The following is a 17,024-nucleotide window of genomic DNA, read 5'->3' as shown; positions in this document are numbered from 1 at the left end:
TCGGCCACGTCCACCCCAAGGATGCCGCGCGTCTTAACGCGACATCATGATCGGCCGGTCTGCCAACTCCAACAAACTTCGCGTAGTGCCCCCAAAGACAGCTTCACGCAAACGGGAATGGCCGTAGGCCCCGGTCACGATCATCTGTGCGCCAACCTCCCGAGCATGGCGCAACAGCATCTCGGCGATATCTGGCTCTGTTTTTGCCAGAACGTCAACAAGAGTCTTTGCGCCATGGCGCATTAAATACTGGGCAATTGCCCCGCCGGGGTTAGATCGGTCGGCCCCACGGGCAGGTGGATCGATGATACACACATCAGTCTGTGCCGATTCCCCAATAAAGGGCAGGGCGTGCCGCACCGCCGAGAGCGCCTCTGCGCCGTCATTCCATCCCACAAGGATTCGCCCGCCGTCGTTGGGTGCCTCGCAACCCGGGGGGATCATCAGGACAGGGCGTTCTGCGTTGAACATGCTTGCCTCGATGATGGTGGGCAGTTCTTCGTTGCCGGGATAGACGCGCGCGGTCACAATCAGATCGGTAAACCGCAGGTGTCGCGTGATATAGTCGCGCAGGCCGGGCCCTTGGACTGCCGCCGATTGCAGGGACCAGCGCACGGTTTCGCCCTGCATCTCGGCGTTGATCCATTTTTCCAGTTTATCACGGCGTTCAATCGCGTCTTTGGTCTGATCGGCCAAAAGAACGGCGTCAGCGCCCATATAGAAGCCGCCGGTTTCAATATGGCTGACTGTGATCGCAAAGATGTCGAGATGCGCATCCATGCGCGAGGCCAGCGCGATCGCGGCATTGAGCGCGTCAACATCTGCTTGGTCGGTAATGATGGTCGAGATGATCTTGTAGGCCATGACTGGCATCTCCTTGAGCATTGGTGTCGTCAGTCCAGTGGTGTGATCCAAACTGCACCTTATCCACACCATGACGCAGATCAGATGCGCAGGTCTTGATCCATGTCAAAGACCGCAGCGGAAATTCTGCGCAAACAGAACCCATAGATTGATGCGGCACCTGACCGGGCTGCAAATAAAAAGGGGTTCTCTGATGGGAAACTATGTAAAGCTGCTGGTGCTAGCGATCATCACGCTGCTTGCTGCGATTGCCGCAAACTGGGGGCGCGACATCGCTTATGTGGTGCATGCCATCATTATCATGTTGGTGTCCGGATCGTTGTTTTTGTGGGTTCTGCGGAACACGGACGAGCCGATCAAACCCGTCGCGACCGATGGCTATATGGATAATGTTATCCGCGCCGGGGTAGTTGCGACGGCATTTTGGGGCGTTGTTGGGTTTTTAGTTGGCGTTGTCATCGCATTCCAACTCGCCTTTCCGTCACTGAATTTCGAATTTTTGCAGCCCTATGGGAATTTTGGTCGCTTGCGGCCGCTGCACACGAGCGCGGTCATTTTCGCCTTTGGGGGTAATGCGCTGATTATGTCGTCTTTCTACATCGTGCAGCGCACCTGCGCCGCGCGATTATGGGGCGGAAACCTGTCGTGGTTTGTGTTTTGGGGGTACAACTTGTTTATCGTACTGGCCGCGACAGGTTATCTGCTGGGTGCGACGCAATCCAAAGAATACGCAGAGCCGGAATGGTATGTCGATATTTGGCTGACCATTGTTTGGGTGGCATTTCTTGCTGTCTATCTTGGGACGATTTTCAATCGCAAAGAAAAACACATCTACGTCGCCAACTGGTTCTTGCTGTCCTTCATCATCACCGTTGCGATGCTTCACATCGTGAATAACCTGTCTGTTCCGGTCAGTATCTGGGGCAGCAAATCTGTACAGCTATTTGCGGGTGTCCAAGATGCGATGACCCAATGGTGGTATGGCCATAATGCCGTCGGCTTTTTCCTGACAGCGGGATTCTTGGGGATGATGTATTACTTTGTCCCTAAACAAGCCGGCCGCCCTGTCTATAGTTACAAACTGTCGATCATCCACTTTTGGGCGTTGATTTTCCTTTATATCTGGGCTGGGCCACACCACCTGCACTATACCGCGCTGCCGGATTGGGCGTCGACGTTGGGTATGGTGTTTTCAATCATCCTTTGGATGCCGAGCTGGGGTGGGATGATCAACGGTCTGATGACCCTGCAAGGCGCGTGGGACAAGCTACGCACCGATCCAATTATTCGGATGATGGTGATCAGTTTGGCCTTCTACGGCATGTCCACATTCGAAGGCCCGATGATGTCGATCCGCGCTGTGAACAGCCTGTCACACTACACTGACTGGACCATTGGGCACGTGCATTCAGGTGCGCTTGGCTGGAACGGGATGATCACATTCTCTGCGTTGTATTTCCTTACCCCGCGTCTGTGGGGGCGTGCGCAGATGCATTCGATTTCCGCGATTAGCTGGCATTTCTGGTTGGCGACCATCGGCATCATTCTCTACGCGGCGTCCATGTGGGTCACCGGTATCATGGAAGGCCTGATGTGGCGTGAAGTCGATGCCAACGGGTTCCTCGTGAACAGCTTTGCCGACACCGTTTCCGCCAAACTGCCCATGTATATCGTCCGTGGTCTTGGTGGGGTGATGTACCTCGCGGGTGCGCTGATCATGGCGTGGAACATGTTCATGACGATCAAGGGCGGCGTGCGCGAAAAAGCCTTGGTCGGCGTCCCAGTTCAATAAGGATCAGGAAGATGTCTGAAACAACACCAACCAAGGGCTTTTTGGCCAAGCACGCGATGCTGGAGCGTAGCCCGACCTTATTGTTCGTATGCTCTCTGGCGGTTGTAACTGTCGGCGGGATCGTCGAAATCGCGCCATTGTTTTATCTCGAAAACACGATCGAAAAAGTCGAAGGGGTGCGCCCGTATTCTCCGCTCGAATTGGCGGGGCGCGATATCTATATCCGCGAGGGCTGCTATGTGTGTCATAGCCAGATGATCCGCCCGATGCGTGATGAGGTCGAACGCTATGGACATTATTCGCTGGCGGCAGAGTCGATGTATGACCACCCGTTTCAATGGGGCTCCAAACGGACGGGGCCAGATCTGGCGCGCGTCGGTGGGCGCTATTCTGACGCTTGGCATGTCGACCATTTGATCGACCCGCAGGCCGTGGTGCCTGAATCCGTGATGCCCGGCTATGGCTATTTGATGGATGCTGAAATCAACGCGGAATATGCGGCCGATGTTGTCGCAACTCATGCGCTGGTTGGTGTGCCTTACACGGATGAAATGATCGACGCCGCCAAGGCCGACGTGATCGCCCAAATCGACCCGTATAGCGATACTTATGATGATCTGATTGAGCGTTATCCCGGCGCGCAGGTGCGGAATTTTGATGGCGCACCCGGTGTGTCAGAGATGGACGCATTGGTCGCCTATTTGCAGGTGCTGGGAACGATGGTCGACTTTTCGACATTTACCCCAGACGCAAGCCGATAAAGGAGCCCGACAATGGATACATATTCCCTGCTTAGAGAATTTGCCGACAGTTGGGTGTTGCTTGCGATGACCTTGTTTTTCGTCGGGGTGATCATCTGGGCCTTTCGCCCCGGAAGCGCGGGTGTCCACGCCGAGACTGCTTCAATCCCATTTCGTAACGAAGACGCGCCCGATACGCCTGATGGCGCCCCTCAAACCAAGGAGCTGCAATCATGAGCAGCCACAAAGAAATTGATCACATCACTGGCACAGATACCACGGGTCACGATTGGGACGGCATCAAAGAGCTAAACAATCCGCTGCCACGTTGGTGGTTATGGACCTTTTATATCACGATTGTTTGGGCGATCGGATATACTATTGCCTATCCGGCTTGGCCCATGATCTCGGGTGCGACCAAGGGGGTGTTGGGCTACGCAACACGCGCTGAGGTCGCCGCCGACATCGCCCAATTCGAAGAGGCAAACGCAGCGATTTCCGCGCGGTTGGCAGCCGCAGACCTGAATAATCTCTCCGCAGATCCAGAGCTATCACGCTATGCTGCGTCCGCCGGAGCGGCCGTGTTTCGCAACAATTGTTCGACATGCCATGGGGCCGGTGCTGCTGGGGCAGTCGGGTATCCGAACTTGTTGGACGATGATTGGCTTTGGGGTGGGGATTTTGACAGTATCGCCTACACCATTCGCCACGGCATACGAAACGAAGAAGACTGGGATGCGCGGTTTTCCGAGATGACGGCCTTTGATGATATTCTATCGCGGGATGAAATTGACACGGTTGTTCAGCATGTCCGCGCGATTTCAAATCAATCCCATGACGCGGAATTGGCCAAGGAGGGTGCTGTTGTGTTTGCTGACAACTGCACGTCTTGCCATGGCGCGGACGGGGCCGGGCTGCGCGATTTGGGCGCGCCCAATCTGACCGATGCGATTTGGCTTTATGGTGGGGACGAAGCCGCGATCAAAGAGACCGTCCGCTTTGCCCGATTTGGTGTCATGCCCAACTGGAGCACGCGCCTCAGTGAGGCCGAAATCAAAGCTGTTACCGCCTATGTCCATCAACTCGGTGGCGGTGAATAGGGATCACAGGGCGCGTTCCATCTGTTCGCGCAATTGAATGCACCCAGTGAGCAAAGGGCACCTGCAAACGCGGGTGCCCGTTTCGTATTGTTAACGGCAAGATTCTATATCAGCGCCGCAGCTTTGCCCTGAGATCGTGAGAGCTGCAGGCAGAGCCCATCACTTTGGATTAAGACCGGGCTTAGATTCTTACGCGATAGCGGCCCCCTCGGGTTTCGACGCGAATACTGTTCAACGGAACTTCATCAACTGATTTCCCTGTTGAACGGCAATTCGTCTCTACACCGACCAGCGAAGTGGAAAGATGCGAATTTGATACTTCGCTAAAGAAGCGCATATTTCTCATAATTGTCTGGCCGTTTGAAGTGGCCGTCGCTTGGCGCATCACCTCGCGGGATAGCTTACGAATGTTTGTACTGCCTCGCCCGGTGTAGGCCCCGCATATGTAAACTTCATTGTTTTGTTCGATCACTGCATACCGATACAGGATGTTGCCAAAGCCTTCCCAGTTTCCACCGCCTCGACCGAAGTTTGCAGTTACGACAGGGGTGTCGACGACGGTCGCCTCGGCTGCCGTAGCTGTACTTTCAGGAGCCTCAACCGCAGTGCTTTGCGACGTCGTTGTTTCGACGCAGCCTGTCAGCGACAGGGCGGCAATGGCGGCGGAAATTTTTAGGGGAGTGGTCGAAAACACTATGTTTCTCCAAAATGCAAATTACAATCTAAGGTAACTTATTGCAATTAAGGGGTTTCTCCGCAACCCTTTGGCTTTATGGTAAAACGACGTCATTATCTTCATCTAAACTGGTGCTCCAAACCCTAAGACCATTGGAAGTTTTTGATACGTTCGAAGGAAGGAGTTTTGCGCAACTAAGCCTGCTGCGCCAAACGTGCCTCAAGTACATCAAATGGCACGCCGGGTTCATCCTTTGCGCCACGAATGACAAGTGATGTTTTGACTGATGCCACGTTTTCGGCGCTCGTCAGTTCCTCGGTCAGGAAGCGTTGGAATGTGCGCAAATCTGGCGCCACACATTTCAGGATAAAGTCAACTTCGCCGTTCAGCATGTGGCATTCCCGTACGAGAGGCCATCCCGCGCAGAGTTTTTCAAAAGCACTCAGATCAACCTCGGCTTGGCTCACCAAACCGACCATGGCAAAGACTTGGACTTCAAAGCTGAGCTCGCGGGCATTTACATCGGCGTGATAGCCCAAGATGTAGCCCTGCTCTTCCAATGTGCGAACCCGACGCAGACATGGCGGCGCGGATATTCCTACGCGCTTTGCGAGTTCAACGTTTGTCATGCGACCGTCGGCTTGCAGCTCTGCCAGAATCATCCGGTCGATTTCGTCAAGTTTAGTGCCCGGCATCGGGGTTCCTCTGTATTTTTCCAAATACTACGCAGTTGTGTAGCTGGGCGCAATATTATTTCAATGTTCGGCAATTAACGAACCGTGCATGCCTGCTATGCGCGGTCTTTTAACCCGGGACGTGCACCGCTATATCAAAGCGGATTCATTGAAAAGAGGCCAAACATGTCCGACACGCGTCACACTAAAGTTCTGATCATCGGCTCTGGTCCGTCCGGCTATACTGCGGGGGTTTATGCCTCTCGTGCGATGCTGGAGCCAATCCTCGTGCAAGGGATCGAACCAGGCGGTCAATTGACGACCACCACTGAGGTTGAAAACTGGCCCGGCGACACCGAGGTGCAAGGCCCTGACCTCATGGTTCGGATGGAGGCACACGCCCGCGCGATGGGATGTGAGATCGTTGGCGACATCATTACAGAGCTTGATCTGCAAAATCGTCCCTTCACCGCGAAATCAGATAGCGGCACTGTCTATACGGCCGATTCTGTCATTCTGTGCACCGGCGCGCGGGCCAAATGGCTTGGTTTGCCGACCGAAGAGAAATTTAAAGGTTTCGGTGTAAGCGCCTGTGCAACCTGTGATGGCTTCTTTTATCGCGGCCAAGAGATCGTCGTCGTGGGCGGCGGAAACACAGCGGTCGAAGAGGCATTGTTCCTAACCAACTTTGCGTCCAAAGTAACGCTGATCCACCGTCGTGACGAATTGCGTGCCGAAAAGATCCTTCAGGATCGTTTGGCTAAGAACCCCAAAATCGAAACTCTTTGGTTCCACGAAGTCGACGAAGTTTATGGTACCGACAGCCCGCTGGGTGTTGAAGGCATCAAAGTTAAACATACCAAAACGGGCGAGATTACGGATATCCCAGCCAAAGGTGTGTTTATCGCAATCGGTCACGCGCCCGCATCTGAATTGGTTAAGGACCAGTTGGAATTGCACAGCGGTGGCTATGTCAAAGTAGAGCCAGGCAGCACGCGCACGGCAATTCCCGGCGTCTTTGCCGCGGGTGATTTGACAGACCATGTTTACCGTCAGGCTGTGACTTCTGCCGGCATGGGATGTATGGCCGCGCTGGACGCAGAGCGTTTCTTGGCCGAGCAAGAGTAAATTTATCCAATAGTTTGCGGATTCGTGCCGGGTTCATCGTCCGGCACTTTCTTTTTGTTGGTAAGGGGTAGGCGCGTTTTCTGATCACAGCACAAGCACAAGACAGCCAGTCTAATCCATCCCGCGCACGGCTATCATGGTCCTTGATCAGAGGGTGATATGCGAACGGCTGTCTTTTTTGAGTTCTTGTGCTAGACATTACGCATTACGCGGGTCTATGCCGCCATTTAGATACATTCATTGTCAGAGAGTACCCATGCCACAGAACTTGGCCCCAATCCCAGAATTATATGTGTCCTACGACAGCGCGCAAAAGCTCAAAGCCGAAGCGGCCGGGCTTGTTAGCCATGATTTGACACCACGTCAGATTTGCGACCTCGAGCTGTTGATGAACGGTGGTTTTAACCCGCTTAAGGGGTTCTTGACCGAAGAAGACTACGACAGCGTCGTGGAAAACATGCGCTTGGCAGATGGTTCTTTGTGGCCGATGCCCATCACCTTGGATGTATCTGAAAAATTCGCTGAAGGGGTCGAACTGGGGCAGGATATCGCACTGCGTGACCAAGAAGGTGTCATTCTTGGGACAATGACTGTCACCGACAAATGGGTGCCAAGCAAATCCCGCGAAGCCGAAAAGGTCTTTGGCGCGGATGACGTTGCTCACCCTGCGGTGAATTATCTGCATAACCACGCGGGCGCTGTTTATCTGGGTGGACCTGTAACGGGTATCCAGCAGCCTGTGCACTACGATTTCCGTGGTCGGCGCGACACGCCAAACGAGCTGCGCGCCTATTTCCGCAAAATGGGCTGGCGCAAAGTTGTTGCGTTCCAAACACGTAACCCGCTGCACCGCGCCCACCAAGAGCTGACTTTCCGTGCCGCAAAAGAGGCGCAAGCCAACCTCTTGATTCACCCCGTTGTTGGTCTGACCAAGCCGGGCGACATTGATCACTTTACCCGCGTGCGCTGCTACGAGGCCGTATTGGACCAATACCCAGCATCCACAACGGCAATGTCTTTGCTGAACCTTGCAATGCGTATGGCTGGCCCACGCGAGGCAGTTTGGCACGGGCTGATCCGCAAGAACCACGGCTGTACCCACTTTATTGTTGGTCGTGACCACGCAGGCCCTGGCAAGAACTCTGCTGGCGAAGATTTCTATGGCCCGTATGATGCGCAGGAATTGTTCCGCGAGCACCAAGAAGAAATCGGCATCGAAATGGTTGATTTTAAGCACATGGTTTATGTGCAGGACCGTGCTCAATACGAGCCAGCGGACGAAATCAAAGACAAGGATGACGTCACCATCCTGAACATCTCGGGCACAGAATTGCGCCGTCGTCTAGCCGAGGGGCTGGAAATTCCAGAGTGGTTCAGCTTCCCGACAGTGGTCGAAGAACTGCGTAAAACACGTCCTCCACGGGCCAAGCAGGGCTTTACCGTGTTCTTCACTGGGTTCTCTGGTTCTGGCAAATCCACAATTGCAAACGCGTTGATGGTAAAGCTGATGGAAATGGGCGGTCGCCCGGTCACATTGCTGGATGGCGATATCGTTCGCAAGAACCTGTCTTCTGAGCTTGGGTTTAGCAAAGAGCACCGTGACCTGAACATTCGCCGCATTGGCTATGTCGCGTCTGAGATCACCAAAAACGGTGGTATCGCGATCTGTGCACCGATTGCACCATATGCATCAACACGCCGCGCAGTCCGCGAAGATATCGAACAGTTCGGTGCCTTTATCGAAGTACACGTTGCAACTTCGATCGAGGAATGTGAACGCCGTGACCGTAAAGGCCTGTACAAGCTAGCACGCGAAGGTAAGATCAAGGAATTCACAGGTATTTCCGATCCATACGACGTGCCAGAAAACCCAGAGCTTCGCCTAGAAACCGAAAGCGTCGAAGTTGATAACTGCGCGCATCAGGTCATTCTGAAGCTTGAGAGCATGGGGCTGATCAAGGCCTAATCGCAAAGAAACCCATGAGGGACCGGAGCGCTGAAAAGCCTCCGGTCTTTTTGCGTTCTGGGAATTGTACGCCAGTTCTTGCTGTTGGATATTGCTTCGTAAAATGATCGCTTGCGGGAGGGCGCGCATCGGCATAAGTCAGGTGAATTGTATTTGTTTATTCGTCATTTGGTTTACGCAAATTCATACGATCCAGAGAAAATAAATGAGCCTTGTCGTTTCGCTTTCTACTATTCCGCCGCGGTTTGATACGATTGATTCCATCCTGTCGTGCCTGCAAAAACAAACTGTCAAAGTTGACGAAATCCGCGTTTACATACCCAAGAAATATCGCCGCTTTCCTGATTATGATGGCTCTCTTCCTGATGTGCCGGCGGGGGTGCGTATTGTCCAACCCGAAGACGATCTAGGGCCTGCGAGCAAAGTTCTATTTGCCGCCGAAGAACTGCGCGGGACGGACACCGATATTATCTTTTGTGATGATGATCGGGTCTATACACCTGATTGGTTTGAACGCATTTTGGCTGCGCGCGTCGGCAACGAAGGTAAATGTATCGCGACAGCGACATTGGACGAGGCACTACATTTGCGCGGGCTTAGTGACATTGGAGAAACCACTCCAAACCCTCGGCCAAAGCTATTCAAGAAGGGTTTGAGCTATCGGGCCAAACGTATCGGGCAGATATCACGAGAGCTCAGGACCGGGGTTAAGGAACGAAAGCCCTTTCGACCCAAATACGTAAAGCCTGGCAACGCGTGCATCGCCGAAGGCTTTGGTGCGGTATTAGTAAAGCCGGACTTTTTTGACGATCTCGCCTACGATATCCCTGACGTATTATGGAGCGTGGACGATGTATGGCTAAGTGGCCATATGGCGCGCAAAGGTATCCCAATCTGGCAGGCCGCTGGATTTATGCATCCTGAAATCAATAAGAATAGTGAAAAGATGCCGCTCTATCAGGCTGTCCTTGATGGTGCGAACCGTGATGAGGCAAATGTATCTTGCATTAAGTACATGCAAGATACCTATGGTGTTTGGCTCTGAACTTAGTGGACCGTGACAGGCGTCATGTCGTTTTCACGGGCCAGATGGAACGCGAGTTTCCGGTTCGCAACCAAGGCGAGCTGTTCACCTTCGGCGTTGTGAACGGCGAATAGCGTTTCCAGATCACCGACCTGTTCGCGCATATCGTCGGGCAGGTCGGCGGCAAGCACGGGCTTTACGTATACGATGTCAGTCGCAAGTGCGTTCATATCGTGTTTGGTATCCATGTCCGTTATCCTTTCCGAATGTTTATTGTTTGCACGACACGATCAGGGATCGACCGCGTCAGATCGACATGCAGCAACCCGTTTTCCATGACCGCCTCGCCGACGTCGACGCCATCAGCCAAGACAAAAGAGCGTTGGAACTGCCGGGCAGCAATACCGCGATGAAGGTATACGCGCCCTTCGGCATCATCATCTTGGCGGCCACGAATAACCAGCGAGTTGTCCTCGACGGTGATCGCTAGATCGCTCTCGGCAAAGCCAGCTACAGCTAAGGTGATCCGATATGAGTTTTCCGAGGTCTGCTCGATATTGTAAGGGGGGTAACCGTCGTTTCCAGTTTTTGCTGTGCGCTCAACCAGTCTTTCTAGTTGCTCAAACCCCAAAAGGAACGGATGTGTTCCCAAAGCCAATTTCGTCATAAGACATGCCCTTCTTTAAGCGACTGTCGCGTTTGTCGGTCCCGATTTCGGCAACCTTTCTGAAAATATGGGGGGCAATCGCAATTTGATCAAGGGCAAGTATTAGGATGATTTCTGCGTTGGCTTTATCTATAGAGCATCCATGTAGAGATAACTGGGTAGTTGATCGATGAATAACTCCGCAAAAATGGAACAGGTTGATGTCTTGCGCGTCAAACTCGAAGTTTTGCGACAAGAGCATCGCGATTTAGACACGGCGATTGCGGCTTTGCATGAAAGTGGGACGACCGATATGTTGACGCTCAAGCGGCTTAAGCGGCAAAAACTGGCGCTCAAGGATCGCATTGTCGCGCTCGAAGATCGCATATTGCCAGATATTATTGCCTGATAGGGCGTTGCAGCTTTGGATGCCATGGCTATATTGCCGCTTCCTTTCCAATACGAGGATCAGAAAAGTATGACGCAACCTTTGGTCGGGATCATAATGGGCAGCCAATCGGATTGGCCCACTATGCGCGAGGCAGCTGATGTTCTAACAGAGCTGGGCGTGCCATTCGAAACCAAGATCGTTTCAGCGCATCGCACACCAGATCGGTTGTGGGATTACGGTAAGACAGCGGTCGACCGCGGTTTGCAGGTTATCATCGCAGGTGCAGGGGGTGCGGCGCATTTGCCCGGAATGATGGCATCAAAAACGCGGGTGCCCGTCATTGGCATCCCGGTTCAAACCAAGGCCCTTTCTGGTGTTGATAGTCTTTATTCAATTCTGCAAATGCCGCGCGGATTTCCTGTTGCGACGATGGCGATTGGTGCAGCTGGCGCCAAAAATGGTGGCTTGATGGCGGCTGGTATCCTTGCCCTACAAGACCCCGCGTTGGCCGCCCGTTTGGATGCGTGGCGTGTCGCACTTTCTGATTCTATTCCGGATGAACCAACTGATGACTAATCCTCTGCCCGTTGGGGCCACAATCGGTATTTTGGGCGGTGGACAGCTTGGCCGTATGCTTTCAGTTGCGGCATCGCGGTTGGGACTAAAGACCCACATATTTGAGCCGGGGGCAAACCCACCAGCGGCGGATGTGGCGCACCGTGTCACCACCGCCAGCTACGAGGACGCAGATGCGCTGACGGCCTTTGGCCAGTCCGTTGATGTGATCACCTACGAATTTGAAAATATCCCGACCAGCGCACTTGATCTGCTGGAAACGCTGGCACCCATTCATCCGGGTCGTCAGGCGCTTGCCACGAGTCAAGATCGCCTGACCGAAAAGACATTCCTGCGTGGCTTGGGGCTTCAGACGGCACCATTCGCGGATGTGGCGAATGCAGATGATCTCGCTAAGGCAATTGCGGAAATCGGTACGCCAGCGATCTTGAAAACCCGGCGTATGGGGTACGACGGCAAAGGGCAGGCACGGATCATGTCACCCGCAGATGCCGATCAGGCGCTTGCCGATATGTCCGGCGCGCCCGCAATCCTCGAAGGGTTCATCGACTTTAGTCACGAGGTGTCTGTGATTGGCGCGCGCAGTCCAGATGGTGCGGTTGCTTGCTATGATCCCGGTGAAAACGTGCATGAGGCAGGCATCTTGCGGACCACCACGGTGCCCGCAAACCTAACCCCGAGCCAGCGCACAGACGCGGTCTTGCTGACCGCGAACATTCTGAACGCACTTGATTACGTTGGCGTGATGGGAGTTGAGCTATTCGTCACGGCCAATGGTTTGATCGTGAATGAAATCGCCCCTCGCGTGCATAACTCTGGTCACTGGACACAGAATGGCTGCACGATTTGCCAATTTGAACAGCACATTCGTGCGGTTGCAGGCTGGCCCTTGGGGAGCGGAGAGCGGCATTCTGATGTGGTGATGGAAAACCTGATCGGTGACGACATGGACCGCGTGCCAGAGCTGGCTTTGACCGATGCTGCGATCCATCTTTATGGTAAGGCAGAGGTAAAGGCGGGCCGTAAAATGGGCCACATCAACCGGATCGCGAAATCCAAAGCCTAGTCGGAATGCTCCGTACCAAAGATAACATTGGTCAGGCTAAGTTGGTGATCAAAACGGCCATTTTTCAGAAATAGAACGACCTCCTCCATGACGAGGGGGTTGTTCATCATAAAGGTATGCGTGACAGGCAGCACAATCTGGTCGGTCATCCCATCCAGACGCGTTGAGGCGACCGAAACTTTGCCATCATCCGGACCTTCGATCAGCGCCGAATAAACGGGGTTTAAGGTGCGATCACCGGCGATCACCCCCACCTCGTAGGGAACATAGGCGATACTATTCGGCACGCTATCAGGTTCCGTTCCAAGCTGCAGGCCCGCAGGACCGTTGACCCACTGAAATGGTTCGAATTCGCCGAAAATATCAACCAGTTCTGACCCTGCATTCGGTGGCCCAAGCATCACCACGCGCCCCATCTGCTGCGGGCGATTATCGGTCAGCCAAAGCCGCACAAGGATGCCACCCATCGAATGGGTGACAAAGTTGATCTTTTTGTCGCCACATGCGGCCACATCTTCGGTCAGGTGCTCTTTGACCAATGTCTCGATGGGCGCTGTGGTTGAGGGGTAACCGCGGTTAACGACTTGGTAACCTTGTTCTTCAAGCACCAATTGGAGTGGGGTTAGCGACATTTCTGTCCGCGCCAACCCATGCAAAAGCACCACACATTCTTGTGCGACAACGGGGGTGCCCAATAGGCCCAGAACGGCGGCGATCAGTGTTTTCATGGCAGTATACCTATCACTGACCTGCTGCACTAAAAGGGGAAGGGTGGTTCATTTTTGCCCGTATAGCGAAATCGTGATTCCGCCTAGCACCAAGATGCCAGAGATGATCATCAAGATACTAAGTGTTTCACCCAATAGCGCGACGCCAAAAAGCACAGCAATAACTGGCACGCTAAGTTGGGCAATCCCTGCCATTGTCGTCTGAAGGCTTGGCAAAACGCGATACCATAGCGCATAGCCCATTCCAGACGTCACAGCGCCGGCGGTCACCGCACAAATGATCCCAGCGGTTGATACTGGCGTGTTGCTCCAGAACCCGAAGCTGACCAGCGGCACGCAGAGCAAAAAGTTGCTCGCGGTCGCACCGAGCGGGTCGTTCTCTGCGCGACCGAGCAATGTGTAGCCTCCCCACCCAATAGCCGCAGCGATCATTGCTACCGCGCTGAAGCTCGCGATTGGAGTGGCGTCAGAAGGCCACAGTAGAACGCATAGCCCGACAAATGCAGTCCCCATACCCAGCCAACGCAATAGCGCGATGCGCTGCCCTTCGACCAATGCCCAACCAAATATAACAACCTGCAAAGCACCAAAGAGAATGAGTGCGCCAACGCCTGCGTCCAGCCCTTGGTACGCCCAGGAAAAACCGATCATATAAATCGCGAGGGTGACAGCTCCGCCAAGACGTTTGCGTGACAATATCGTTGGCCGCTCTGACCGTCGCGAGGCAACGAGCAGCCACAGTGCACATGCACCTGCTGCAACACGGATCGCGGCAAATTGCATTGGGTCCAGCCCGTAGCGCGCCACCCCAAGCCGGTTCAGCACGGAATTCGCAGCGAACGCAATCATCGTAATCACGACGGCAAGGGCAAGTTTCATTTGTGCAGATCCGCGAATGCTTTGGGGTAGGTTAGGGCCAGTTCCTTGGGTGTTTGGGCGAGCCCGGCAAAACGGGTGTTTTCGGCCGGGTAGGGGCTGGTGAACTGCGTATCTGGAAATGTCACGAACCCTGATTGTTCGTAGATATCTGGCTCACCCAGAGCGACAACAGGGGTACCAGTAATGCGCGCCCATTCGGACAATACGCCAAGCATACGTTTCGCGTATCCACGCGGTAAGTCGGGGTGAATGGCGAGCGGGGCAAGGCAAAGCCACCCCTTTGGGCTGCGCATATACGATAGCGCGTAATAACCAACGATCTGCCCATCCATCGGCAGAACCGTTTCTCCGGCGATTGTTTTCGATTTGCGCAGGGCCGCAACCTGTTTGACCTCTTTGGTATGCCCAAAGACGTGCTGCAGTAATGCGTCGACATGTAGTTCTTCGCCACGTTTCATATCGCGGGCGAATTCAGGTGCTTGGAATAGTGTCATGCGCCAGACGGTAGCGACGCCCGTGACAGAGGTCCAGCGAGATACGAGAGTGCGACGCGCGGCCTGGCAAATAGAAAAGGCGGCCCGAAACCGGACCGCCTCTTTGTGGCTGATGCGGGGTAAGCTGTGACCGTTTCTGATGAAACGATCGCAGCTATGTGCCCGCGCCGAAACGCTAAGCGTTTCGATTTACATCATGCCGCCCATGCCGCCCATGTCGGGCATGCCGCCTGGCGCTGCGCCTTCTTTTGCTGGGATGTCAGCAACCATAGCTTCGGTTGTGATCAGTAGGCCAGCAACAGATGCTGCGTCTTGCAGGGCAGTGCGGACAACTTTTGCAGGGTCGATGACGCCGAATTTGAACATGTCACCATATTCTTCTTTCTGTGCGTTAAAGCCGAAGTTTTTGTCGTCGCTTTCGCGGATTTTGCCAGCAACAACAGAGCCGTCAACACCAGCGTTTTCAGCGATTTGACGCAGAGGTGCTTCGATCGCCTTGCGGATGATCGAGATACCAACGTCTTGGTCAGAGTTTTCGCCAGTCAGACCTTCCAGCGCTTTGCCGCCTTGGATCAGTGCAACACCACCGCCAACAACAACGCCTTCTTGAACAGCAGCGCGTGTCGCGTTCAGTGCGTCATCAACGCGGTCTTTACGCTCTTTCACTTCTACTTCGGACATGCCGCCGACACGGATCACAGCAACACCGCCAGCCAGTTTGGCAACGCGCTCTTGCAGTTTTTCACGGTCGTAATCAGAAGAAGTTTCTTCGATCTGGCCACGGATTTGGTTTACGCGTGCTTCGATTTCAGCCTTGTCGCCAGCACCGTCAACGATAGTTGTTTCGTCTTTGGTGATTGCAACGCGCTTAGCTGTGCCCAGCATGTCGATTGTCACGTTCTCAAGCTTCATGCCGAGGTCTTCGGAAATCACTTGGCCGCCAGTCAGGATAGCGATGTCTTGCAGCATAGCTTTGCGGCGATCGCCGAAGCCAGGTGCCTTAACAGCAGCAATTTTCAGGCCGCCGCGCAGTTTGTTAACTACGAGGGTTGCCAGCGCTTCGCCTTCAACGTCTTCAGCGATGATCAGCAAAGGTTTGCCAGACTGGATGACAGACTCGAGCAGTGGAACCATTGGCTGCAAAGAAGACAGTTTCTTTTCGTGCAGCAGGATGATTGCGTCTTCCAGCTCTGTTGTCATTTTCTCTGTGTTGGTCACAAAGTAAGGTGACAGGTAACCGCGGTCGAATTGCATACCTTCAACAACATCGGTTTCTGTTTCCAGACCTTTGTTTTCTTCGACGGTGATAACGCCTTCGTTGCCAACGCGCTGCATTGCGTCTGCGATCTGACGACCGATTTCAGCTTCGCCGTTTGCAGAGATTGTACCAACTTGTGCAACTTCGTCGCTGTCGTTGACAGGGCGTGCAGCTGCTTTGATCGCTTCAACGACTTTGGCTGTTGCCATGTCGATGCCGCGCTTGAGGTCCATTGGGTTCATGCCAGCAGCAACAGATTTCATGCCTTCGCGAACGATCGCTTGGGCCAGAACGGTTGCAGTAGTTGTGCCGTCACCCGCTTCGTCGTTGGTGCGCGATGCAACTTCTTTAACCATCTGCGCGCCCATGTTTTCGAACTTATCTTCCAGTTCGATCTCTTTCGCGACAGAGACACCGTCTTTGGTGATGCGTGGTGCGCCGAATGATTTATCCAGCACTACGTTGCGGCCTTTGGGGCCGAGTGTAACTTTTACAGCGTTTGCCAGAATGTTGACGCCTTTCAGCATCTTGTTCCGGGCTTCGGTATCGAACTTGACGTCCTTAGCAGCCATTTTCATGTGCTCCTTGAATAAGATATTTGCGTGACATCCGTAGGGTGGATTTCAATCCACCACACAGTTTGGGTTAAAGAATACCCAGGATGTCGCTTTCTTTCATGATCAACAGGTCTTCGCCGTCAATTTTGACTTCGGTGCCGGACCATTTGCCAAACAGCACTTTGTCGCCGGCTTTTACAGCCATTGCGATCAGTTCACCGTTGTCTTTGCGGGCGCCTTCGCCAGTGCTGACGACTTCACCTTCAGCAGGTTTTTCTTTGGCGCTGTCAGGAATGATCAGGCCGCCAACAGTCTTTTCGTCGCTTTCAATACGACGAACGAGTACGCGGTCGTGAAGTGGTGTAAATGCCATTTCAGAACTTCTCCAGTTCGTGTTTCTCCCATGTTAGCACTCACAATGTTCGAGTGATAACGCAGCGTAGTTAGGCACCGTATTCGCCCGAG

20 protein-coding genes are annotated in these 17,024 nt (G+C 53.8%); 10 read left to right on the top strand and 10 right to left on the bottom strand.

What is annotated here, in order from left to right; genetic code table 11:
• Window positions 1-33 precede the first annotated feature (33 nt).
• Complete coding sequence (locus TW80_RS15365; RefSeq protein WP_239450568.1) at window positions 34-915, bottom strand: universal stress protein; 882 nt, start codon at window positions 913-915, stop codon at window positions 34-36.
• A 142-nt stretch (window positions 916-1,057) separates the two neighbouring features.
• On the opposite strand from TW80_RS15365, the gene ccoN reads away from it, so the two are divergent.
• From ccoN to ccoP, 4 genes are read left to right on the top strand one after another with little or no spacing between them, the layout of a single operon-like run.
• Window positions 1,058-2,656, top strand: a complete 1,599-nt coding sequence (ccoN, locus tag TW80_RS15360) for a cytochrome-c oxidase, cbb3-type subunit I (RefSeq protein WP_045998334.1) — start codon at window positions 1,058-1,060, stop codon at window positions 2,654-2,656.
• A gap of 11 nt (window positions 2,657-2,667) precedes the next feature.
• Window positions 2,668-3,417 carry a cytochrome-c oxidase, cbb3-type subunit II gene (gene ccoO, locus TW80_RS15355; RefSeq protein WP_045998333.1) on the top strand — a complete coding sequence of 250 codons (750 nt, stop codon included), beginning with the start codon at window positions 2,668-2,670 and terminating at the stop codon, window positions 3,415-3,417.
• A 12-nt stretch (window positions 3,418-3,429) separates the two neighbouring features.
• Window positions 3,430-3,633: a CcoQ/FixQ family Cbb3-type cytochrome c oxidase assembly chaperone gene (locus tag TW80_RS15350; RefSeq protein ID WP_045998332.1), complete on the top strand. Its 204-nt coding sequence runs from the start codon at window positions 3,430-3,432 to the stop codon at window positions 3,631-3,633.
• Window positions 3,630-4,496, top strand: coding sequence for a cytochrome-c oxidase, cbb3-type subunit III (gene ccoP, locus TW80_RS15345; protein ID WP_045998331.1), 867 nt, complete (start codon window positions 3,630-3,632; stop codon window positions 4,494-4,496). Before TW80_RS15350 ends, ccoP begins: the two co-directional genes overlap by 4 nt.
• A gap of 181 nt (window positions 4,497-4,677) precedes the next feature.
• On the opposite strand, the gene TW80_RS15340 is transcribed toward ccoP, so the two are convergent.
• Both TW80_RS15340 and TW80_RS15335 read right to left on the bottom strand, forming a co-directional pair.
• Window positions 4,678-5,190: a hypothetical protein gene (locus TW80_RS15340; RefSeq protein ID WP_045998330.1), complete on the bottom strand. Its 513-nt coding sequence runs from the start codon at window positions 5,188-5,190 to the stop codon at window positions 4,678-4,680.
• 176 nt (window positions 5,191-5,366) lie between these two features.
• Window positions 5,367-5,867 carry an Lrp/AsnC family transcriptional regulator gene (locus tag TW80_RS15335; RefSeq protein WP_045998329.1) on the bottom strand — a complete coding sequence of 167 codons (501 nt, stop codon included), beginning with the start codon at window positions 5,865-5,867 and terminating at the stop codon, window positions 5,367-5,369.
• 165 nt (window positions 5,868-6,032) lie between these two features.
• Here TW80_RS15335 and trxB point away from each other — a divergent pair, with 165 nt between their 5' ends.
• The 3 genes from trxB to TW80_RS15320 all read left to right on the top strand — a co-directional run bounded on the left by trxB (window position 6,033) and on the right by TW80_RS15320 (window position 9,985).
• Entirely contained in the window at window positions 6,033-6,974 is a 942-nt protein-coding gene (trxB, locus tag TW80_RS15330) for a thioredoxin-disulfide reductase (protein ID WP_045998328.1), read from the top strand.
• Between the two features lie 256 nt (window positions 6,975-7,230).
• Window positions 7,231-8,940, top strand: a complete 1,710-nt coding sequence (locus TW80_RS15325; RefSeq protein WP_045998327.1) for a bifunctional sulfate adenylyltransferase/adenylylsulfate kinase — start codon at window positions 7,231-7,233, stop codon at window positions 8,938-8,940.
• Window positions 8,941-9,145: 205 nt separating this feature from the next.
• A complete protein-coding gene (locus tag TW80_RS15320; RefSeq protein WP_045998326.1) occupies window positions 9,146-9,985 on the top strand; it encodes a glycosyltransferase family A protein in 840 nt (279 codons plus the stop codon).
• Window positions 9,986-9,987: 2 nt separating this feature from the next.
• Here TW80_RS15320 and TW80_RS15315 read toward each other — a convergent pair whose 3' ends face one another.
• Both TW80_RS15315 and TW80_RS15310 read right to left on the bottom strand, forming a co-directional pair.
• Window positions 9,988-10,212, bottom strand: a complete 225-nt coding sequence (locus TW80_RS15315; RefSeq protein ID WP_045998325.1) for a DUF1150 family protein — start codon at window positions 10,210-10,212, stop codon at window positions 9,988-9,990.
• A gap of 5 nt (window positions 10,213-10,217) precedes the next feature.
• Window positions 10,218-10,631: an Hsp20 family protein gene (locus TW80_RS15310; protein WP_045998324.1), complete on the bottom strand. Its 414-nt coding sequence runs from the start codon at window positions 10,629-10,631 to the stop codon at window positions 10,218-10,220.
• A 169-nt stretch (window positions 10,632-10,800) separates the two neighbouring features.
• Between TW80_RS15310 and TW80_RS15305 the strand changes: the two genes are divergently transcribed.
• The 3 genes from TW80_RS15305 to TW80_RS15295 all read left to right on the top strand — a co-directional run bounded on the left by TW80_RS15305 (window position 10,801) and on the right by TW80_RS15295 (window position 12,643).
• A complete protein-coding gene (locus tag TW80_RS15305; RefSeq protein WP_045998323.1) occupies window positions 10,801-11,019 on the top strand; it encodes a YdcH family protein in 219 nt (72 codons plus the stop codon).
• A 69-nt stretch (window positions 11,020-11,088) separates the two neighbouring features.
• Entirely contained in the window at window positions 11,089-11,577 is a 489-nt protein-coding gene (purE, locus tag TW80_RS15300; RefSeq protein WP_045998322.1) for a 5-(carboxyamino)imidazole ribonucleotide mutase, read from the top strand.
• Window positions 11,570-12,643, top strand: coding sequence for a 5-(carboxyamino)imidazole ribonucleotide synthase (locus TW80_RS15295; RefSeq protein ID WP_045998321.1), 1,074 nt, complete (start codon window positions 11,570-11,572; stop codon window positions 12,641-12,643). The genes purE and TW80_RS15295 overlap by 8 nt, the downstream gene beginning before the upstream one ends.
• On the opposite strand, the gene TW80_RS15290 is transcribed toward TW80_RS15295, so the two are convergent.
• The 5 genes from TW80_RS15290 to TW80_RS15270 form a co-directional block, all read right to left on the bottom strand.
• Window positions 12,640-13,371: an esterase/lipase family protein gene (locus TW80_RS15290; protein WP_045998320.1), complete on the bottom strand. Its 732-nt coding sequence runs from the start codon at window positions 13,369-13,371 to the stop codon at window positions 12,640-12,642. The genes TW80_RS15295 and TW80_RS15290 overlap by 4 nt on opposite strands.
• Before the next feature lie 48 nt (window positions 13,372-13,419).
• A complete protein-coding gene (locus TW80_RS15285; protein ID WP_045998319.1) occupies window positions 13,420-14,250 on the bottom strand; it encodes a DMT family transporter in 831 nt (276 codons plus the stop codon).
• A complete protein-coding gene (locus TW80_RS18220; RefSeq protein ID WP_045998318.1) occupies window positions 14,247-14,744 on the bottom strand; it encodes a GNAT family N-acetyltransferase in 498 nt (165 codons plus the stop codon). The genes TW80_RS15285 and TW80_RS18220 overlap by 4 nt, the downstream gene beginning before the upstream one ends.
• A 189-nt stretch (window positions 14,745-14,933) precedes the next feature.
• Entirely contained in the window at window positions 14,934-16,574 is a 1,641-nt protein-coding gene (gene groL / locus TW80_RS15275) for a chaperonin GroEL (RefSeq protein ID WP_045998398.1), read from the bottom strand.
• Window positions 16,575-16,647: 73 nt separating this feature from the next.
• A complete protein-coding gene (locus TW80_RS15270) occupies window positions 16,648-16,932 on the bottom strand; it encodes a co-chaperone GroES (RefSeq protein WP_045998317.1) in 285 nt (94 codons plus the stop codon).
• Between the last annotated feature and the right edge of the window lie 92 nt (window positions 16,933-17,024).

It is taken from the genome of Loktanella sp. S4079, assembly GCF_000967725.1.
Classification (GTDB): Bacteria; Pseudomonadota; Alphaproteobacteria; order Rhodobacterales; family Rhodobacteraceae; genus Yoonia.
Note: the sequence above shows the minus strand (reverse complement) of the source record. Positions and strands in the feature narration are given on the sequence as shown.